Source organism: Paracoccus sp. SSK6, assembly GCF_039770665.1.
Taxonomy (GTDB): Bacteria; Pseudomonadota; Alphaproteobacteria; order Rhodobacterales; family Rhodobacteraceae; genus Paracoccus.
On sequence record NZ_JBDPNJ010000043.1, the window covers coordinates 1 to 16,186 of the forward strand.

Genomic DNA, 16,186 nt, shown 5'->3' on the forward strand with positions numbered 1-16,186 from the left:
AGGCCGAGGCCCGCGCCATCTTCGAAAAATGGGATCTGGACTTCGCCATCGTGGGCGAGACGATCGCCGAGGACCGCTTCCTCATCATCCACGGCAACGAGGTCAAGGCCGACCTGCCGCTGTCGAAGCTGTCGTCAAGCGCGCCGGAATACGACCGCCCCTGGGTGGAAACCCCCGCCGCCGGGCCTGCGCCCGCGCTGCCCGCGATCACGCCGATCAAGGCGCTGCGCGCGCTGATCGGCTCGCCGTCCTACGCGCATAAAGGCTGGGTCTGGGAACAGTATGACACCCAGGTCGGCGCCGACACCATCCGCCGCCCCGGCATGGGCGCGGGCGTGGTCCGTGTCCACGGCACGAACAAGGCGCTCGCCTTCACCAGCGACGTGACCCCGCGCTATGTCAAGGCCAACCCCTTCGAGGGCGGCAAGCAGGCCGTGGCCGAGGCCTATCGCAACCTCTCCGCCGTGGGCGCGCTGCCGCTGGCGACCACCGACAACCTGAACTTCGGCAACCCCGAAAAGCCCGAGATCATGGGCCAGTTCGTGGGCGCGATCAAAGGCATCGGGGAAGCCTGCGCGGCGCTGGATTTCCCCATCGTCTCGGGCAACGTGTCGCTGTATAACGAAACCGACGGCAAGGGCATCCTGCCCACCCCCACCATCGGCGGCGTGGGCCTGATCGATGACCTGTCGAACCTGATCGCGGGCCTGCCTTCCGAAGGCGACGTGGCGATTGTGATCGGCGAAACGCATGGCCATCTGGGCCAGTCCGCGCTTGCGGCCGAGGCTTTCGGGATCGAGGAAGGCGACGCGCCCCATGTCGATCTGGCCGCCGAACGCAAGCATGGCGAATTCCTGCGCGCCAACCGCGCCTTGGTGACATCCGCGACCGACCTGTCGGACGGCGGCCTGGCGCTTGCCGCCTTCGAAATGGCCGAGGCAGCGGGCATCGGCCTGCGCCTGGACAGCGGCGACATCGCGCAACTGTTCGGAGAGGATCAGGCCCGCTATCTGGTCGCCTGCACCCCCGAAGGCGCTGACGCCCTGCTGAAGGCGGCCGATGCTGCGGGCGTTCCTGCCGCTCAGGTCGGCACCTTCGGCGGCATGGCCGTGCAGATGGGCGACGACGCGGGCGATCTGGCGGACCTGTCGGACCTGTATCGCACCGCCTTTGCCAAGGCGATCCGGGGCGACATGCCGGATCACGCATGACGGTCAAGGCGCCTTCGGGCTATGCCGCCATCGTCACCGCCGCCGGTCGCGGCACCCGCGCGGGCGGTGAGCCGAAGCAATGGCGCGATCTGGCGGGCCGCAGCGTGCTGGCGAGGTCGCTGGAGGCCTTCGCGGGCTTCGAGCGCGTGGTGCTGGTCGTCCATCCCGACGACATGGCCCGCGCCATCGCGGATTTCGCGGGCGGCGTGACCATCGTCACCGGCGGCGACACGCGCGCCGCCAGCGTCATGGCGGGGCTTGAAGCGCTGGAAGGGCAGGCGACCCATGTCCTGATCCATGATGGCGCGCGCCCGCTGGTCAGCGATGTTGTGATCCAAGGCGTGATCGACGCGCTGCAAGCGGGCGCGCAGGCCGCCGCTCCGGCGCTGCCGGTCAGCGATGCCTTGTGGAACGGCGCGGACGGGGCGGTCATCGGCACGACCTCTCGCAACGGGCTGTTCCGCGCGCAAACCCCGCAGGGCTTTGCCTTGGGCCAAATATCCAAGGCGCACCGCCTCCACCCCGATGACGCCGCCGACGATGTGGAACTGGCGCTCAAGGCCGGGATCCCGGTTGCGATCACGCCGGGGTCCGAGGACAATCTGAAGATCACCTTTCCCGCCGATTTCGCGCGGGCCGAACGCATCTTGGGAGGCGCGATGGATATTCGCCTTGGCAATGGCTACGACGTTCACGCCTTCGGGCCGGGCAACCATGTCTGGCTTTGCGGCATCCAGATCGCGCATGAGGCCGGTCTGGTCGGCCATTCCGACGCCGATGTGGGGATGCACGCGCTGACCGACGCCATCTATGGCGCGCTGGCCGAGGGCGATATTGGTCGCCATTTCCCGCCCTCCGACCCGCAATGGAAGGGCGCCGACAGCGCGATCTTCCTGCGCCATGCCGCGGATCTTGCGCGCGAACGGGGGTTCACCTTCGGCAATGCCGACGTGACCCTGATCTGCGAGGCGCCGAAGATCGGCCCCCATGCGCAGGCCATGCAGGCCCGCCTGGCCGAGATCATGGGCGTTGACGCCACCCGCATCAGCGTCAAGGCCACAACGTCCGAGCGCCTTGGCTTCACCGGGCGGCGCGAAGGCATCGCCGCCATCGCCACCGCCGCGCTGATGAAGGCGTGACGATGATCGTCGCAATCACCACATTCTTCGGCATCGGCAAGCTGCGCCCCGCACCCGGCACCTGGGGTTCCGCCGCCGCCGTCCTGCTGGCCGTGCTGGTCTATCAGGCGGGGGGCGCGTTGCTGATCCCCTTGGGCGCGGTGCTGGCGGCACTGATCGGCTTCTGGGCCGTGCCGCAGGCGCTGCGCATGACAACCGACGAAGACCCCTCGGAAATCGTCATCGATGAGGTCGCGGGCCAATGGCTTGCCATGTCCTTCACCGCCATCCCGCTGTGGCGGCACGGGATCTCGATCCTGGATGCCTGGCCGGGCTTTGTGGTGCCCTTCCTGCTGTTCCGCCTGTTCGACATCTGGAAGCCCTGGCTGGTGGGCCGCGCCGACCGGCAGGGCGGGGCCGTCGGCGTGATGATGGACGACCTCTGGGCGGGGCTGTTCGCAGGCATCGGATCCGTCGCGCTGGCGGGCCTCTACCATGCCGTGCTGGAGCCGATGCTGTGACCCTCGCCGCCGATGTTCTGGACGCCGCCCGCGCGCGCGGCGTGATGATCGCCACCGCGGAAAGCTGCACCGGCGGGCTGATCGCGGGCGCCCTGACCGAGGTGCCGGGATCGTCCGACGCCGTGGACCGGGGCTTCGTCACCTATTCCAACGCCGCCAAGCAGCAGATGCTGGGGGTGCGCGCCGATACGCTGGAGGCGCACGGCGCCGTCAGCGAACAGGTCGCGGCGGAAATGGCATCCGGCGCGCTGCGCAACTCGGGCGCGGGTATCGCCGTCTCCGTCACCGGCATCGCGGGCCCCGGCGGGTCCGAGCACAAGCCCGAGGGCCGGGTCTGCTTCGGCATCGCCGAACCCTTCGGCACCCGCACCGAAACGGTCGAGTTCGGCGCCATCGGCCGCAGCCAGGTCCGCGCGGCAACCGTGGACCACGCGCTGCAGATGCTGCTGGACGCCCTGCGCGGATAGCAACGCACGACTGGTTAACAGCCCGTTAACCTAGGCCCGCCACCCTTGTGCCTCATTTGCAGGACGAGGGTTGCTATGCCAAGCGTTGAGGAAATCGTCGCGCAGATCGTCGCGCGGGAAGGCGGCTATGTGAACGATCCCGACGATCCGGGCGGGGCCACGAATTACGGCGTCACGGTCGGGACGATGAAGTCCCTGGGGCTGGATCTGAACAAGGATGGGCGCATTGACGCCACGGATGTGCGGATGCTGACCCGCGCCCAGGCGCAGCAGATTTTCGTAGAGCATTATTTCCGCCGTCCGCGCCTGTCCGAACTGCCCGATGCCGTGCAGGCCAGCGTCTTCGACATGTATGTGAACGCGGGCACCAATGCGGTGAAGATCCTGCAGCGGCTGGTCGCGCGCATGGGCTTTGCGGCAACGGCGGATGGCCTCATCGGCCCGCAGACCATCGCTGCGGCCCGTAATGCGGCGGCGGCGGCCCCCGATCATTTCGCCGACGCCTACGGGATCGCCCGGCGGAATTACTACTACGCGCTTGCCGATCAGCGCCCCGCCAGCCGCAAATACGCGCGCAGCAAGGCGGGCGGCAAGGGCGGCTGGATCACCCGGGCCGAGGAGTTCATCTCTCCGCGTTATCACCTGACCGAGGCCGAGCATCGCGAAAGGACCGCCAAATGGGCATGATCGACCGCTTCATCGGGTTGGGCCAGGGCGTCACCGCCCTTGGCAGCGCCGCGACCGGCATGGCCGAGGTCTTCACCCAGAACGCCACCCGCAAGATGGAACTTGAGGAGGAAGCCTATGCCCGCGCCATCAACCAGCTTGGGCAGGAGTTCCAGACCACCCGTCCAGGCTTTTTCGACGGCTTCGTCAACGGGTTGAACCGTCTTCCCCGACCGCTTCTGGCCTTGGGGACCATGGGCCTGTTCGTCTATGCCATGGTGGAACCGCAAGGTTTCAGCCTGCGCATGGTGGGCCTGCAACAAGTGCCCGAACCCCTGTGGTGGCTTCTGGGCGCCATCGTCGGATTCTACTTCGGGGCGCGCGAGGCGCATCATTTCCGCCACCGCGTCTGGCCTGCGGCCCAGGTCCAGACCAGCGTGACCACGACACAGGGGGCCGCGGCGGTCCAGCCGAACGACGATTTCGCCGACAACGCCGCCTTGCGCGACTGGCTGGTCAGCCTGCGCGAATAGGCCGCAGCCTGTCGGAGCAAAACAAGGGGCGGGGGACGAAGGGGGGACTTTTCCCCCCTTTTGCATGGGCCTATGCTGGGCGGACACTCAAGGATCGCGCCATGACAGCAGAATTCGGCCATTTTGCCCTGATCCTCGCCTTTGCGGTATCGCTGTATCAGATGGTGGTGCCGATGATCGGGGCGTCGAAAGGCTGGGGCCCCTGGATGGACAGCGCCCGCCCGGCGGCCGTGGCGCAATTCCTGCTGGTGAGCCTGTCCTTCGCGGCGCTGACGGTGGGTTTCGTCACCTCGGACTTCTCGCTGAAACTGGTCTACGAGAATTCGCATACGGCGAAGCCGATGCTCTACAAGATCAGCGGCGTCTGGGGGAACCACGAAGGGTCCATGCTGCTCTGGGTGCTGATCCTGTCGCTGTTCGGGGCGGCCGCCGCGACATTCGGTGACAACCTGCCCCCCGCCTTGCGGGCGCGGGTGCTGGCGGTGCAGGCGTCGATCGGCGCGGCCTTCTATGCCTTCATCATCTTCACCTCGAACCCCTTCCTGCGGCTGGCAAGCCCGCCCTTCGACGGGCGCGACCTGAACCCGCTGCTGCAGGATCCGGGCCTGGCCTTCCATCCGCCGTTCCTCTACCTGGGTTATGTGGGCCTCTCGATGGCCTTCAGTTTCGCCGTCGCCGCGCTGATCGAAGGTCGCGTGGACGCCGCTTGGGCGCGCTGGGTCCGGCCCTGGACCCTGGCTGCCTGGATGTTCCTGACCATCGGCATCGCGCTTGGCAGTTGGTGGGCCTATTACGAGCTTGGCTGGGGCGGCTTCTGGTTCTGGGATCCGGTGGAAAACGCCAGCTTCATGCCCTGGCTGCTGGCCGCCGCCCTGCTGCATTCCGCCATCGTCGTCGAAAAGCGCGAGGCGCTGAAAAGCTGGACGATCCTGCTGGCGATCATGGCCTTCGGATTCTCCATGATCGGCACCTTCATCGTGCGGTCGGGCGTCATCACATCCGTCCACAGCTTTGCCAGCGACCCGGCGCGGGGCGTGTTCATCCTGGGCATCCTGGTGGTCTTCACGGGCGGGGCGCTGACGCTCTATGCGGCGCGGGCGCAGCAGATGACGGCCAAGGGGGTCTTTGCGCCGGTATCGCGCGAAGGGGCCCTGGTGCTGAACAACGTCCTGCTGGCCGTCGCGGCATTTGTGGTCTTCATCGGCACCATGTGGCCGCTGATCGCCGAGATGCTGTGGGACCGCAAGCTGTCGGTCGGCGCGCCCTTCTTCAACAAGGCCTTCACGCCCTTCATGATCGTGCTGGCCATCGCGCTGCCCCTTGGGGCGATCCTGCCGTGGAAGCGCGCCACGCTGGGCCGGGCGATGCGGCCCCTGTGTGGCGCGCTGGCTCTGACGGCGGCGGTCATGGCGCTTGTCTGGGCGGTCTCGACCGGGCGGTCGGCCATTGCCGTCATCGGAGCGGGTCTTGGCGCCTGGATGATCTTCGGCGCGATGGCCGAACTGATCCACCGCACCGGCCAGTCGGGCCTGTCGCGCCTGTTGCGCCTGCCGCGCGCCGACTGGGGCAAGGCCACCGCCCATGCGGGCCTTGGCGTCACCTTCATCGGCATCGCCCTTCTGACCGCCTGGCAGGTCGAGGACATCCGCGTGGCGCAGGTTGGCCAGCCCTTCCAGGTCGCGGATTACCAGATCACCCTGGCCAGCGTGGATGAGGTCGAGGGACCGAACTACATCTCGACCACCGCGATGATGCAGGTGGCGCGGGGCGGGCGCCCGGTCGCTACCCTGCATCCCGAAAAGCGCGTCTATCCCGTCCAGGCCATGCCCACGACCGAGGCCGCCATCGACAACGGCATCTTCCGCGACATCTATCTGGTCATCGGGGACGCGCAGGCGGACGGAGGCTGGGCGGTGCGCATCTACATAAAACCCTTCGCCAACTGGATCTGGGCGGGTGCCCTGTTGATGGCGCTTGGCGGGTTGGTCAGCCTGTCAGACCGCCGCTATCGCGTGGCCGCAGGCGCCCGGCGCGCGCCCGCAAAAGCGGTGCCCGCGGAATGAGGCGGCTTGTCCTTCTGATCGCCCTGCTCTTGCCTTTCGCGGGTTTCGCCGTACAGCCGGACGAGGTCTTGCCCGATGCGGGGCAAGAGGCGCGGGCCCGCCAGATCTCGCAACTGCTGCGCTGCCCGGTTTGCCAGGGCGAGAATATCGACGAATCGAACGCTCCCGTCAGCCGCGACCTGCGGCTCTATGTGCGCGAACGGATCGTGGCGGGCGACAGCGACGACCAGGTGATCGACGCCGTGGTGGACCGCTTTGGCGAATTCGTGCTGTTTCAGCCCCGCGCCCAGGGCGGCAATCTGGTGCTGTGGCTGGCAGGCCCCGTCATGCTGCTGCTGGCGGCGGTGCTGGCCTGGCATTTCCTGCGCAGCCGCGCGCAGGCCCGGCCTGAGGAGGCGAAGGCGCTGAGCCAGGCGGAACGCGAGCGCCTGGACCAGATCATGCGCGACTGACGCCGGGTCGCGCTTTTCCCGGCTGCTTTTTGCGCCATGATACCCCGAAAAGGGGGACCGCCATGAGTTATGAGACCATCACCTTCGTTGCCCACGAAGGCATCGCCACGCTGACCCTAAATCGCCCGCAGGTGATGAACGCGCTGAGCAGCCGGATGCGGGCCGAGATCACGGATGCGGTCGCAACCCTGGCTGACGATGTGCGCTGCCTGGTCATCACCGGGGCAGGGCGCGGCTTCTGCTCGGGCCAGGATCTGACCGACCGCGCGGCGGCGGCCGATCTGGAAGGGACGCTGCGCGACGAATACGAACCCATGCTGCGGGCGATCCGGGCCTGCCGCGCGCCGGTGATCGCGGCGGTCAACGGCGTGGCGGCGGGGGCAGGGGCGAACCTTGCCTTGGCGGCGGATGTGGTGATTGCGGCGCAAAGCGCCAGCTTCATCCAGGCCTTCGCGCGGATCGGGCTGGTTCCCGATGCGGGCGGCACCTTCATCATTCCGCGCGCCGTGGGCACCGCGCGCGCGCTTGGCATGATGCTGTTCGCCGAACCCGTCAGCGCGCGCCAGGCCGCCGACTGGGGCCTGATCTGGGAGGCGCTGCCCGACGATGCCTTCGCCGAAGGGGTCGCCGCCCGCGCCCGGCACCTGGCGCAGGGACCGACCGCCGCCTATCGCGCGATCCGAGAGGCCGTGGCGGCATCCACCCAGAACGACCTGGACGCGCAGCTTGCGCTTGAGGCCCGGCTGCAGGGCGCGGCGGGCCGAACGGCGGATTTCGTCGAAGGCGTGACGGCCTTCCTGGAAAAGCGCCCGGCGCGGTTTACCGGGCGTTAGGGCATCGACATTCATCCCTGCGCCGCCCTTGAACTGGCGAAGGCCATCGCCTTCGCTACGCGATGAGATTGCAACCCATAACGCCGGGCTATCGTGGGCTTGGGTGGCAATGTCTCTGATGGCACCCAATCACGCGCGCAGGGGAAACGCATGCGTTTCTGGTCCCGCCCGGTCATGGAGGCGGACTGCGCCGCCCTTGTATCGGCTGAATGTCGATCCGCGCCTTAGGCGATCTGGGCGAAGCGCGGGGCAGGGGTCCGGTTGTCGAAAAAGGGCACCGTATCCGGCACCGGCAGGGGCGCATCGGGGGCCAGGCCCGCGATCAGGTCGGCCAGTTCGGCAAGCACGACCTCGGTGATGAAGGGCAGGTCCAAGGCGCGCGCCTTGGCCAGGGGCACCCAGTGGAGATGCGAAAGCTCGTCGCAGGCGCGGCTGAAGTCGTCGGGATCGGTGGCAAGCCTGGCGGCATCCGCCACGAAGAAATGCGCGTCGAATCGGCGCGGGCGACCGGGCGGCGTGATCGCGCGGAACAGATAGGTCAGGCTTGATGCATCCGGCGCAAGCCCGGCTTCGGCGAAGCCCGGCCAGCCGCAGGGGCCGGGGCGGCCGATCAGCTGGCCCGTCTCCTCGGCCAGTTCGCGCAGGGCGGCGGCGGCGATGGCGTCGGGGTCGGGCACGGTCCCCGGCCGGGGCTGCTGGAGAAGGCGGCTGCGATGCGGATCAGCCAAGGGCGCTGCCAGCGGTGCCGTGGCGTCGGCGGCATCGACCGCTCCGCCCGGAAAGACATATTTCGACGGCATGAAGGCCGCCCCCGCGCCACGCATTCCCATCAGCACGGACACGCCCGCGGACTGCCTGCGCAGCAGGATGATCGTGGCGGCGTCCCGGATGGGGGTGGCGTCGGGTGTCACGACAGGGACGAAGGGGCAAGAGAAGCGGGCGCGGCAGTGCTGCCGAAGCCATGCATCCGCCGCGCCCATTGCAGTCCGACAAAGGCCCCCTTGATGCGCGGCAGCAGCAGCAGCGACAGGATCACCGCGCCAAGCCCGAAGGTCCAGATCATCGTCATGGCCGAGGGCCGCCAGGCGATATAGCAGGCCAGCAGCAGCGGCGCGCCCAGATGCGAGACCAGCAGGATCGTCAGATAGGCCGGGCCATCGTCGGCGCGCTGATGGTGCATTGCCTCGCCACAGGCCGGACAATGATCGGCAACCTTCAGAAAGGACCGGAACAGCTTGCCTTCCCCGCAGGCCGGGCAGCGGCCCCTGGCGCCGCGCAGCATGGCTTGTCCGGTCGGGCGTTCGGTCGTGTCGCTTTGCGCAAGATCACGGGGCATGGCATTCTCCGGTGGGGGCCGGAGGCCAATCTAGGGGGCCGGGTGCCCCGTTGCCAACCCTGTCGGACCGAAAAACTGCAACTGTTGGCGGCGGCATTTCAATGCAGGGGTTGCATCGGCGCCATCAGTACGCGGTTGCGGCCCAGGGATTTCGCCGTGATCATGGCGCGATCCGCCCGCTCCAACGCGATCTCGGCCAGGATGTCGGGGCGGCTGACGTGAAACGGCGCCTGTTCCAGCGCGACGCCGACCGACAGCGTCGCCTGCACTTCGCCGCCGCCCGAAAGACGCGGCAGCAGGGACGGGCGCATCTCGACAGCGCGGCGGATGTCCTCGGCCAGGCGCTGCGATTCGGGTTCGGTCGCGTCGGGCAGGACGACCAGGAACTCCTCTCCTCCCAGCCGGGCGGTCAGCCCGCGGTTCGACACGATGCCCTCGATCCGGTGGGCCACGTCGCACAGGACCGCATCGCCCGCCGAATGGCCGAAGTTGTCGTTGATCGTCTTGAAGCGGTCCAGATCCAGCGCCATGACCGCAAAGCTCGCCTGCCGCCGCATGGCGCAACGCGCGATTTCCGTCAGCTGGGGCAGGGCATAGCGGCGGTTGTAAAGCCCGGTCAGCGGATCGGTCATGGCCCAGGCCATGTTGCGCTTCACTTCCTCGCGCCGGGTATCGGCCCGGCGCTTGCGGTTCAACTGGTTGCGCAGGGCCAAGGCGGCGATTTCGGCGTTGTTCTCCTCGGTTGGATCCAGGGGCAGAACCTCGCCCGCGCCCAGGTCCAGGGCGATGGCGCAAAGCTCCTCGCGCTCGGGCGCGACAAGGACCGCAAAGCCCGCTTCCTTCGAGCCGTTGCGCGAACGCAGTTCCGACAGCAGCCGCAATCCGTCGCCCTTGCGCTCGATATCGGCGGCGATGATGTACAAGTCCGCCCCGTCGCCCTGGGCCGCCGCGCTCAGGGTCTCGTCGGGGCTTGAGATCGCGAACCGGCAGTTCAGGCGCGGCTGCAGAATGTGCCGCCAGCGCTGCGCCCGCGCCGGCTGGTCGGCCACCAGCACGACATTGCCCGAGGGCGCATGGACAAAACCCGACGCTGCCTCGGCCATGGCGAATTCAGGGGCGACATCGGTTTCCGAATCGCGCAGAAGGCCGCGCACGCGGGCAAGCAGCATCTGCTCCTCGACCCGCGGATCAAGGGCGGCCGAGGCGCCGGCCTGCAACGCCTCGACCCGGCGCTGTCCATCGGCAAGCGCCAGCACCGGCGTATGCGGCCGTTCGGCCGAGACAAGCTGGAAGAAGTCGGCCAGGGGCATTCCGCCAAAGCCCGGCCCCAGCAGGATCAGGTCGGGACGGCCGAGCCGCAGTTGGGACAGCAATTCGTCGGCATTCGCGGCCGCCAGAACGTCATAGCACGCACCCGACAGCCTGACCTTCAGGCTGATCCGGCTTGTCGCGCTGCTTTCTGCGACAAGGATACGTGCAGTCATGATGGACGTCTCCTTACCGACGGCATTGCCGAAGAATGGCATTGATTCCTTAACAAAGCCTTAAGGCTTGTGAAGATTTCGTTGCAGAACCGCATAAAACTCAAAGTTAACAGGCGGATATCCGCCAGTTGTGATGATCACGTTTCTGTCATATCATATCTAAAGTGTTCTAAAGTTGCGAGGCGGTTCAGATGACAGACCAACCCACTACGCAGCCTAAGGGGAAGCGGGTTAAAAATCCGTTAAGCCCCCACGCAATGCGAGAGCTGAAGCACATTCGACCAGGCCTTGCCATCTATCAGACCGGTGCTTCGAAGTTCTGGTATGCGCGCTGGTGGCATCCCGTCGAACGCAGACACATTGTCAGGTCCACAAAGGAGACCTCTCGGATCGAAGCACGCAAGGCGGCTGAAGAATTGATGGCTGACTACGTCGCCAAAATTCCAAAGGTCGAGAAGCATCATCTCTTCGACCACTATGCCAAGCTACTCGACAAGCACAACGAACAGGCAGGCAAGTCTTCAGTGATCACGAATGATCGTTGGACGCTGTTTAATCCCGACCACGGACTGTCTGAGGCGTTCGGGAAGAAAGACATCCGCACGATCAGCGCCTCGGATATCAAGGACTACCTACACTCAATGGACGAGGGCAGGGGGAAGCCGCTAACCCATGCATCTAAGATCAAGTTCATGGGTACGCTGAAGAAGGTTCTGATGCTTGCAGCCGACCATAAGGTGCTGACAGCGATACCAACGTTCCCCAAGATCAACGAACGGCCAACCGCCCGCGTTACGTTCACTGAGGGCGAGTACAAGAAGCTGCTGAAGACTGCGCGCGAAACCAACATGCAGATGTATCACGCGATATCGTTCTTGGTCGGAAGCTTCCTGCGTCCCACAAAAACTGAGCTGTTCGCCCTGAAGAACAAAGACATCGTTGAGCATGACAATCCACAGTCGCTTCATCTAGCAGTGCGCGGAAAGACGGGCGAACGCGTCACCGTTACAATGCCGCACTGTGTCGATATCTGGAAGAAGCAGCTCAAGCTAACCGGTGCGGATAAGGCCGACGATTACGTATTCTTCCCAGATGAGCAGAACCGTAAGACGATCATCAATCGCGTAATCCGCCAGTTCAATGCCCTTATGGATAAAGCTGAATTGAAATGCGACAACCTTGGTCGTCCTAGGTCCATGTACTCCCTTCGCCATTACGCATTGCAGCAGCGGCTTCACAAATCAGGTGGCAAGGTCAATATCTTCAGCTTGGCGAAGAACGCCGGAACTAGCCCGGCAATGCTTGAAGCTCATTATTTGAAGCATATGGCGTTGAACGAAGACCTCATCAGAAACCTGCACGCTAACAAGGACGATTGATCCAAATCATCGGTATGCCTGAACGCTGACAGGCCATAAAAGCGTCCATCGGCCCTATTTGATGGATGCAATGATGACCTTTGACAAAGCCCGTGCAGCGAAGATTGCTGAATTAAACGATGAGCTTCGCATCAGTACCTTCGACGCAGCCGCTAGCCAAAACAAGATCATGGTAGCTGGCGAACTGGGATCGGATGTGGAGATGGTTGCTCGCGTCTTGCGTGCAGCTGCCGCGTTCAAGGACTTCAACGCCGACAATGATCCCTATGGAGAGCATGACTGCGCCTCGTTCGACGTCCATGGCGTTCGCTGCCTCTTCAAGATCGACTACTACGATCTGAACCTCGAATGGCACAGCCCTGATCCAACCGATCCCAAAGTTACACGCAGGGTGATGACTGTTATGTATGCAAGGGATTACTGATCTGTGCCAGGGCCGCAATAGATTGCGGCCCTTGCGGTCCTTGCTGCTCTTTAGGCATCGCTCAGTTGTTACCGGCCGAAAATGCGATCAGAGCAACCCTTGTTCCAGATGGCACCGCGCATGTTAAAGTATTATTCCCTTCTACTGCGATCTTTTCAGCTAATCCAATACGATTTGAGGAAGGTGTAACAAATTCTTGAACCTCAGTTATTCCAGTCCACGTTAAATTGGTTGCGGAAGCTGCGACAATAAATGCATAAATCATGTGACCAACTGTTGCTGTGTCAATGACTATCGTTGACTGAACACTGCCAACCCCTGATGAACGCGAATCAACATCAGATACAATAACATTGACGCCAGAGAATACCATAATGTGAGTATATGGAGTGGCGTTAGCATGAGCAACGTCTACCGTTCCGGTCGCCCCTGTTGGAACTCGCACTTTCCAAATTGAGTTGAACGTATTCCATGCACCGCCTTCGGTACCAGCTTTGGCAAGTAATTGCGCTGGAATTCCATTCACAGTTACAGATGCAACTTGTGAGTCTGCCGCTTGCGCTGTGGGAATGCCAATTATAACATCTCTGCTGGCATTTACAGGGCCAATGTCAACACCTGCAAATGATCTTGTGGCGCTTGATCCACTTAACGTATAGCCTTGGCGATATCCAAATGGCGCTACCTCTGATTCAGCTTTGGCCCATATCAACGTTGAACCATAAAAGCTTTTGGTGATTTCTTGTGATCCAAAGAAACGCTTTGCGATTGTAGAGTTTTTCAATACTGGCATGTGTTACCCCGATATATGATAGAATGTATTAGGGTCTTTTGTTGCCAATGCGTCATATGCTGCTTGTGTCAGGACGATATGAGGCGTGGCATCAGTTCCTGCTGGGCCTTGTATACCTTGTGCGCCAGTATCACCCTTGTCTCCCTTTGGGCCTTGTGGCCCTGTAGAGCCGGTGTCGCCTTTCGGACCAGCTGGACCGGTCAGCCCCACGGGGCCGGTATCGCCAGTGTCACCTTTGGGGCCAGGAATACCTTGGATGCCCTGTTGTCCTGTGTCTCCTTTTGGTCCCTGAGGACCGACATCACCCTTCAAGCCCTGTGGTCCCGTATCGCCCTTGTCTCCTTTGATGCCCTGAAGGCCTTGTAGTCCCTGTTCGCCCTGATCACCTTTGGGACCGGCTGGACCGGTTAGCCCAACGGGCCCTTGTATGCCCTGCGGACCTTGAATGCCTTGCTCCCCGGCATCGCCTTTCGGACCAGCTGGTCCCGTCAAGCCAATCGGCCCTTGAACGCCTTGCGGGCCTTGTTCTCCTTGAGGACCAGGTTCGCCCTGCGGACCTTGCGGGCCGACTGATCCCGACCCACCGACAACAATCGGAACTTCAATCAACGAAACTGCGTCGCTGCTGCCCTGAATGACTATCTGCATTATGCGACCCCTGCGATGATGATTAGCTCGACGTTGTGATCACCCGGCAAAGCAATAGAGCGGCCGTTCTTGATGATTTTGAAATCGAACTGGGCTGGGCCGATGCTCCAGCTAGACGTATCAGCCGCACGCATGAAGACGGTGCGGGTCTCTTCATCGATTGTAATAGTCAGCGGATACTTCGCTTTTCCTTGACCGACAGCAGCGAGGAATTCATCGAAGGGATGTAGGGCCGCCCATTCTTCTTCTGTGAAGGTGGCAAATGATTCAAATGCGCTGCCTTTTTTGATCTTCGCCATGGTCGGCCTGCCGTAAACTGTTAACTGTTCAAATATTTAAGGGCAGGCAGATTTCGTGGTGATTTGCGCAGGATGATTGATGGCTAGTAAGAATGACCCGCCGTATCCACCCGCCGAACGGGATGGGGTCAGAGTTGAGAGAGAGAAAGACCCCTTCAAAGAGGGCGATGTCTTCTTCGAAGTGCTTATCGAAGGAATAGACAGGTGGACCAAGGAGCCTTTGCGAATTAGGGTTCCCAAGGAAACTAAGGATGGAGAACCGTGGTGGGAGAGCTACGTTCCCGTCGAAAAGGTATGGTCCATTCGTAACGATGAGCGAGAGGGTGTCGAGCTACAGCAATCTGATGACGGCACCATCTTCGAAATTTATACGGCAGATTTGGACAAATGGACAGGTAAGCATCTTCGCATCGAGCAGCCTTCGACCTTTTGGTATGCCTACATGCCTATCGAAGAGATATGGCGTATTCGCAATGTGGATCGGGGCAACGTAACTATCGAACAGGCAGAGAACGGCTACCTGTTTGAAGTGTTCCGAGAGGGGAAGCAAACGACGAGAAAAGAGCTTCCTGCTCGCCTTGAATGGTATGGTGAACATTACAAGCCTATGGAACAAATCGTCGCTGAGGCCGATAAGCTGAAGTTGGAGCATTGGGGGCTGATGGAAGCATTCTCTGATAGGAAAAGTGGTGACTACCTCAGATTGGTAATGCATCATCTTGACGGAGATCTTTCGTTCTATGCCGAGACACGGAGGAACGGAAAAGAGCGGACGCTTTGGAATGAGCGTACTGGCGTCAGGAAGGTTAAGCAAATCTTCGAAGAGCACGATGACGTTGATGCGGTTCATTTCTTAGATTGGAAGCGTGGATACTTCGCCTTCTCTGAACACCGTGAACTTGATAGACAAACCAGCACTAATACGAACGATGGAGATCGAAAGATGAACAAAGAAGATTTGCTGAAAGGCCTTGCCGACACCGCGCTTGATGAAGACGCAATCAAAGCTATCCGAGACCTGCTCGACAACAAAGACAAGGAAGCAAAGAAGCTCAGTAAAGCTAAAAGCGATATCAACAAGATTCTTACGGATAACGGCTACACTCTGGTTCAGCTGTTCCCTGAGGTTATTGAAGAAGCATTTTCCGAGCGTCTGGCTGCGGAGTTGAAAGAAGTTGAAGAACGGCATGCGCAACAGCTTCGGGAAGCTAAAGGACGGAAGCCTCGTGGAAGCAGCTCCACCAGCGGGACCGGAAACAAACCCACTTCCGCAGCAAACAAGCAGAAGTTCACGAGAGATAAACGATACCAGTCTCCGCTAAATCCTGAGTTTGTCATCACAGGACGAAGCGGAAAGCGTGGAGACAAAGAGCAAGCTGAGATCGATAGAGTTCGTGAAGCTGGCTTGGAATGGATCAAACTTCCTGATGAACCCGGCGTCGTGACTCCTGCTGATGCGAATGCCAACGAGAACGCTGAAGCCTAAAAAATAGATGCGGCCCTGCTTGGGAGATCCGGGCAGGGCTTCTCGCTTTGAGGTGTGCTTAATTCGCTGCGCCTCTTGCGACAGAGAGGCGAAAGTCTATGAAATTTTTCAATCTCAACGCGACCACGCCTTGCTGAAAACTGCCTAATTTTTGAGTTCTTTGAATCAAAGGGGGTCAAGCCCTTGTTCTTACGGCGAAACAAATCGTAAGCCACAACCCCTTGTTTTCCAGAAGCTAAATGGCATCTTACTGGAGCCGCCGGACAACCGGGGGCGATTTTACCAAAGGCCATTTCAAAGGAGACTCCTATGGCACATTTTACCTCAATTACGATTGGCCTCAGCGTCGAGGCCGAATTCAAGAAGGTCCTGACCGTCGAGCAGTTCGAACAGTCCAACGATCATCTTGACGATCTGGTCAGCTTCAGCATGTTCACCCACGCCTGGAAGGACGCTCCTGCGAAGGATGCTGT

At 62.2% G+C, this 16,186-nt stretch carries 17 protein-coding genes; 12 read left to right on the plus strand and 5 right to left on the minus strand.

Annotated elements, in window-relative coordinates; all coding sequences use genetic code 11:
• The 9 genes from AAIL68_RS16175 to AAIL68_RS16215 form a co-directional block, all read left to right on the plus strand.
• The coding region (locus AAIL68_RS16175; protein ID WP_347140765.1) for an AIR synthase related protein at nt 1-1,211 on the plus strand (1,211 nt) is incomplete at its 5' end.
• Entirely contained in the window at nt 1,208-2,350 is a 1,143-nt protein-coding gene (locus AAIL68_RS16180; protein WP_347140766.1) for a bifunctional 2-C-methyl-D-erythritol 4-phosphate cytidylyltransferase/2-C-methyl-D-erythritol 2,4-cyclodiphosphate synthase, read from the plus strand. The genes AAIL68_RS16175 and AAIL68_RS16180, both read left to right, overlap by 4 nt.
• Nucleotides 2,351-2,352: 2 nt before the next feature.
• Nucleotides 2,353-2,850, plus strand: coding sequence for a phosphatidylglycerophosphatase A (locus AAIL68_RS16185; RefSeq protein WP_347140767.1), 498 nt, complete (start codon nt 2,353-2,355; stop codon nt 2,848-2,850).
• Entirely contained in the window at nt 2,847-3,317 is a 471-nt protein-coding gene (locus tag AAIL68_RS16190) for a CinA family protein (RefSeq protein ID WP_347140768.1), read from the plus strand. The genes AAIL68_RS16185 and AAIL68_RS16190 overlap by 4 nt, the downstream gene beginning before the upstream one ends.
• A 75-nt stretch (nt 3,318-3,392) precedes the next feature.
• Entirely contained in the window at nt 3,393-4,004 is a 612-nt protein-coding gene (locus AAIL68_RS16195) for a holin-associated N-acetylmuramidase (RefSeq protein WP_347140769.1), read from the plus strand.
• On the plus strand, nt 3,995-4,516 hold the full coding sequence (locus tag AAIL68_RS16200) for a holin family protein (RefSeq protein ID WP_347140770.1): 522 nt from the start codon (nt 3,995-3,997) through the stop codon (nt 4,514-4,516). Before AAIL68_RS16195 ends, AAIL68_RS16200 begins: the two co-directional genes overlap by 10 nt.
• 101 nt (nt 4,517-4,617) lie before the next feature.
• A complete protein-coding gene (locus AAIL68_RS16205) occupies nt 4,618-6,579 on the plus strand; it encodes a heme lyase CcmF/NrfE family subunit (RefSeq protein ID WP_347140771.1) in 1,962 nt (653 codons plus the stop codon).
• Nucleotides 6,576-7,031 carry a cytochrome c-type biogenesis protein gene (locus tag AAIL68_RS16210; RefSeq protein ID WP_347140773.1) on the plus strand — a complete coding sequence of 152 codons (456 nt, stop codon included), beginning with the start codon at nt 6,576-6,578 and terminating at the stop codon, nt 7,029-7,031. Before AAIL68_RS16205 ends, AAIL68_RS16210 begins: the two co-directional genes overlap by 4 nt.
• A gap of 62 nt (nt 7,032-7,093) precedes the next feature.
• Entirely contained in the window at nt 7,094-7,864 is a 771-nt protein-coding gene (locus tag AAIL68_RS16215) for an enoyl-CoA hydratase-related protein (protein ID WP_347140774.1), read from the plus strand.
• A 224-nt stretch (nt 7,865-8,088) separates the two neighbouring features.
• On the opposite strand, the gene AAIL68_RS16220 is transcribed toward AAIL68_RS16215, so the two are convergent.
• The 3 genes from AAIL68_RS16220 to AAIL68_RS16230 all read right to left on the minus strand — a co-directional run bounded on the left by AAIL68_RS16220 (nt 8,089) and on the right by AAIL68_RS16230 (nt 10,684).
• Nucleotides 8,089-8,775: an NUDIX domain-containing protein gene (locus AAIL68_RS16220; RefSeq protein ID WP_347140775.1), complete on the minus strand. Its 687-nt coding sequence runs from the start codon at nt 8,773-8,775 to the stop codon at nt 8,089-8,091.
• A complete protein-coding gene (locus AAIL68_RS16225; RefSeq protein ID WP_347140776.1) occupies nt 8,772-9,200 on the minus strand; it encodes a DUF983 domain-containing protein in 429 nt (142 codons plus the stop codon). Before AAIL68_RS16225 ends, AAIL68_RS16220 begins: the two co-directional genes overlap by 4 nt.
• Nucleotides 9,201-9,298: 98 nt before the next feature.
• Nucleotides 9,299-10,684 carry a diguanylate cyclase gene (locus AAIL68_RS16230; RefSeq protein WP_347140777.1) on the minus strand — a complete coding sequence of 462 codons (1,386 nt, stop codon included), beginning with the start codon at nt 10,682-10,684 and terminating at the stop codon, nt 9,299-9,301.
• 191 nt (nt 10,685-10,875) lie between these two features.
• Here AAIL68_RS16230 and AAIL68_RS16235 point away from each other — a divergent pair, with 191 nt between their 5' ends.
• Nucleotides 10,876-12,063, plus strand: a complete 1,188-nt coding sequence (locus AAIL68_RS16235; RefSeq protein ID WP_347140778.1) for an integrase — start codon at nt 10,876-10,878, stop codon at nt 12,061-12,063.
• A gap of 61 nt (nt 12,064-12,124) precedes the next feature.
• Nucleotides 12,125-12,487, plus strand: coding sequence for a DUF3768 domain-containing protein (locus AAIL68_RS16240; RefSeq protein WP_347140779.1), 363 nt, complete (start codon nt 12,125-12,127; stop codon nt 12,485-12,487).
• A 61-nt stretch (nt 12,488-12,548) separates the two neighbouring features.
• Here AAIL68_RS16240 and AAIL68_RS16245 read toward each other — a convergent pair whose 3' ends face one another.
• On the minus strand, nt 12,549-13,280 hold the full coding sequence (locus AAIL68_RS16245; RefSeq protein ID WP_347140781.1) for a hypothetical protein: 732 nt from the start codon (nt 13,278-13,280) through the stop codon (nt 12,549-12,551).
• 647 nt (nt 13,281-13,927) lie between these two features.
• Entirely contained in the window at nt 13,928-14,227 is a 300-nt protein-coding gene (locus tag AAIL68_RS16250) for a hypothetical protein (protein WP_347140782.1), read from the minus strand.
• A 79-nt stretch (nt 14,228-14,306) separates the two neighbouring features.
• Between AAIL68_RS16250 and AAIL68_RS16255 the strand changes: the two genes are divergently transcribed.
• A complete protein-coding gene (locus AAIL68_RS16255) occupies nt 14,307-15,713 on the plus strand; it encodes a hypothetical protein (protein WP_347140783.1) in 1,407 nt (468 codons plus the stop codon).
• Nucleotides 15,714-16,186 lie beyond the last annotated feature (473 nt).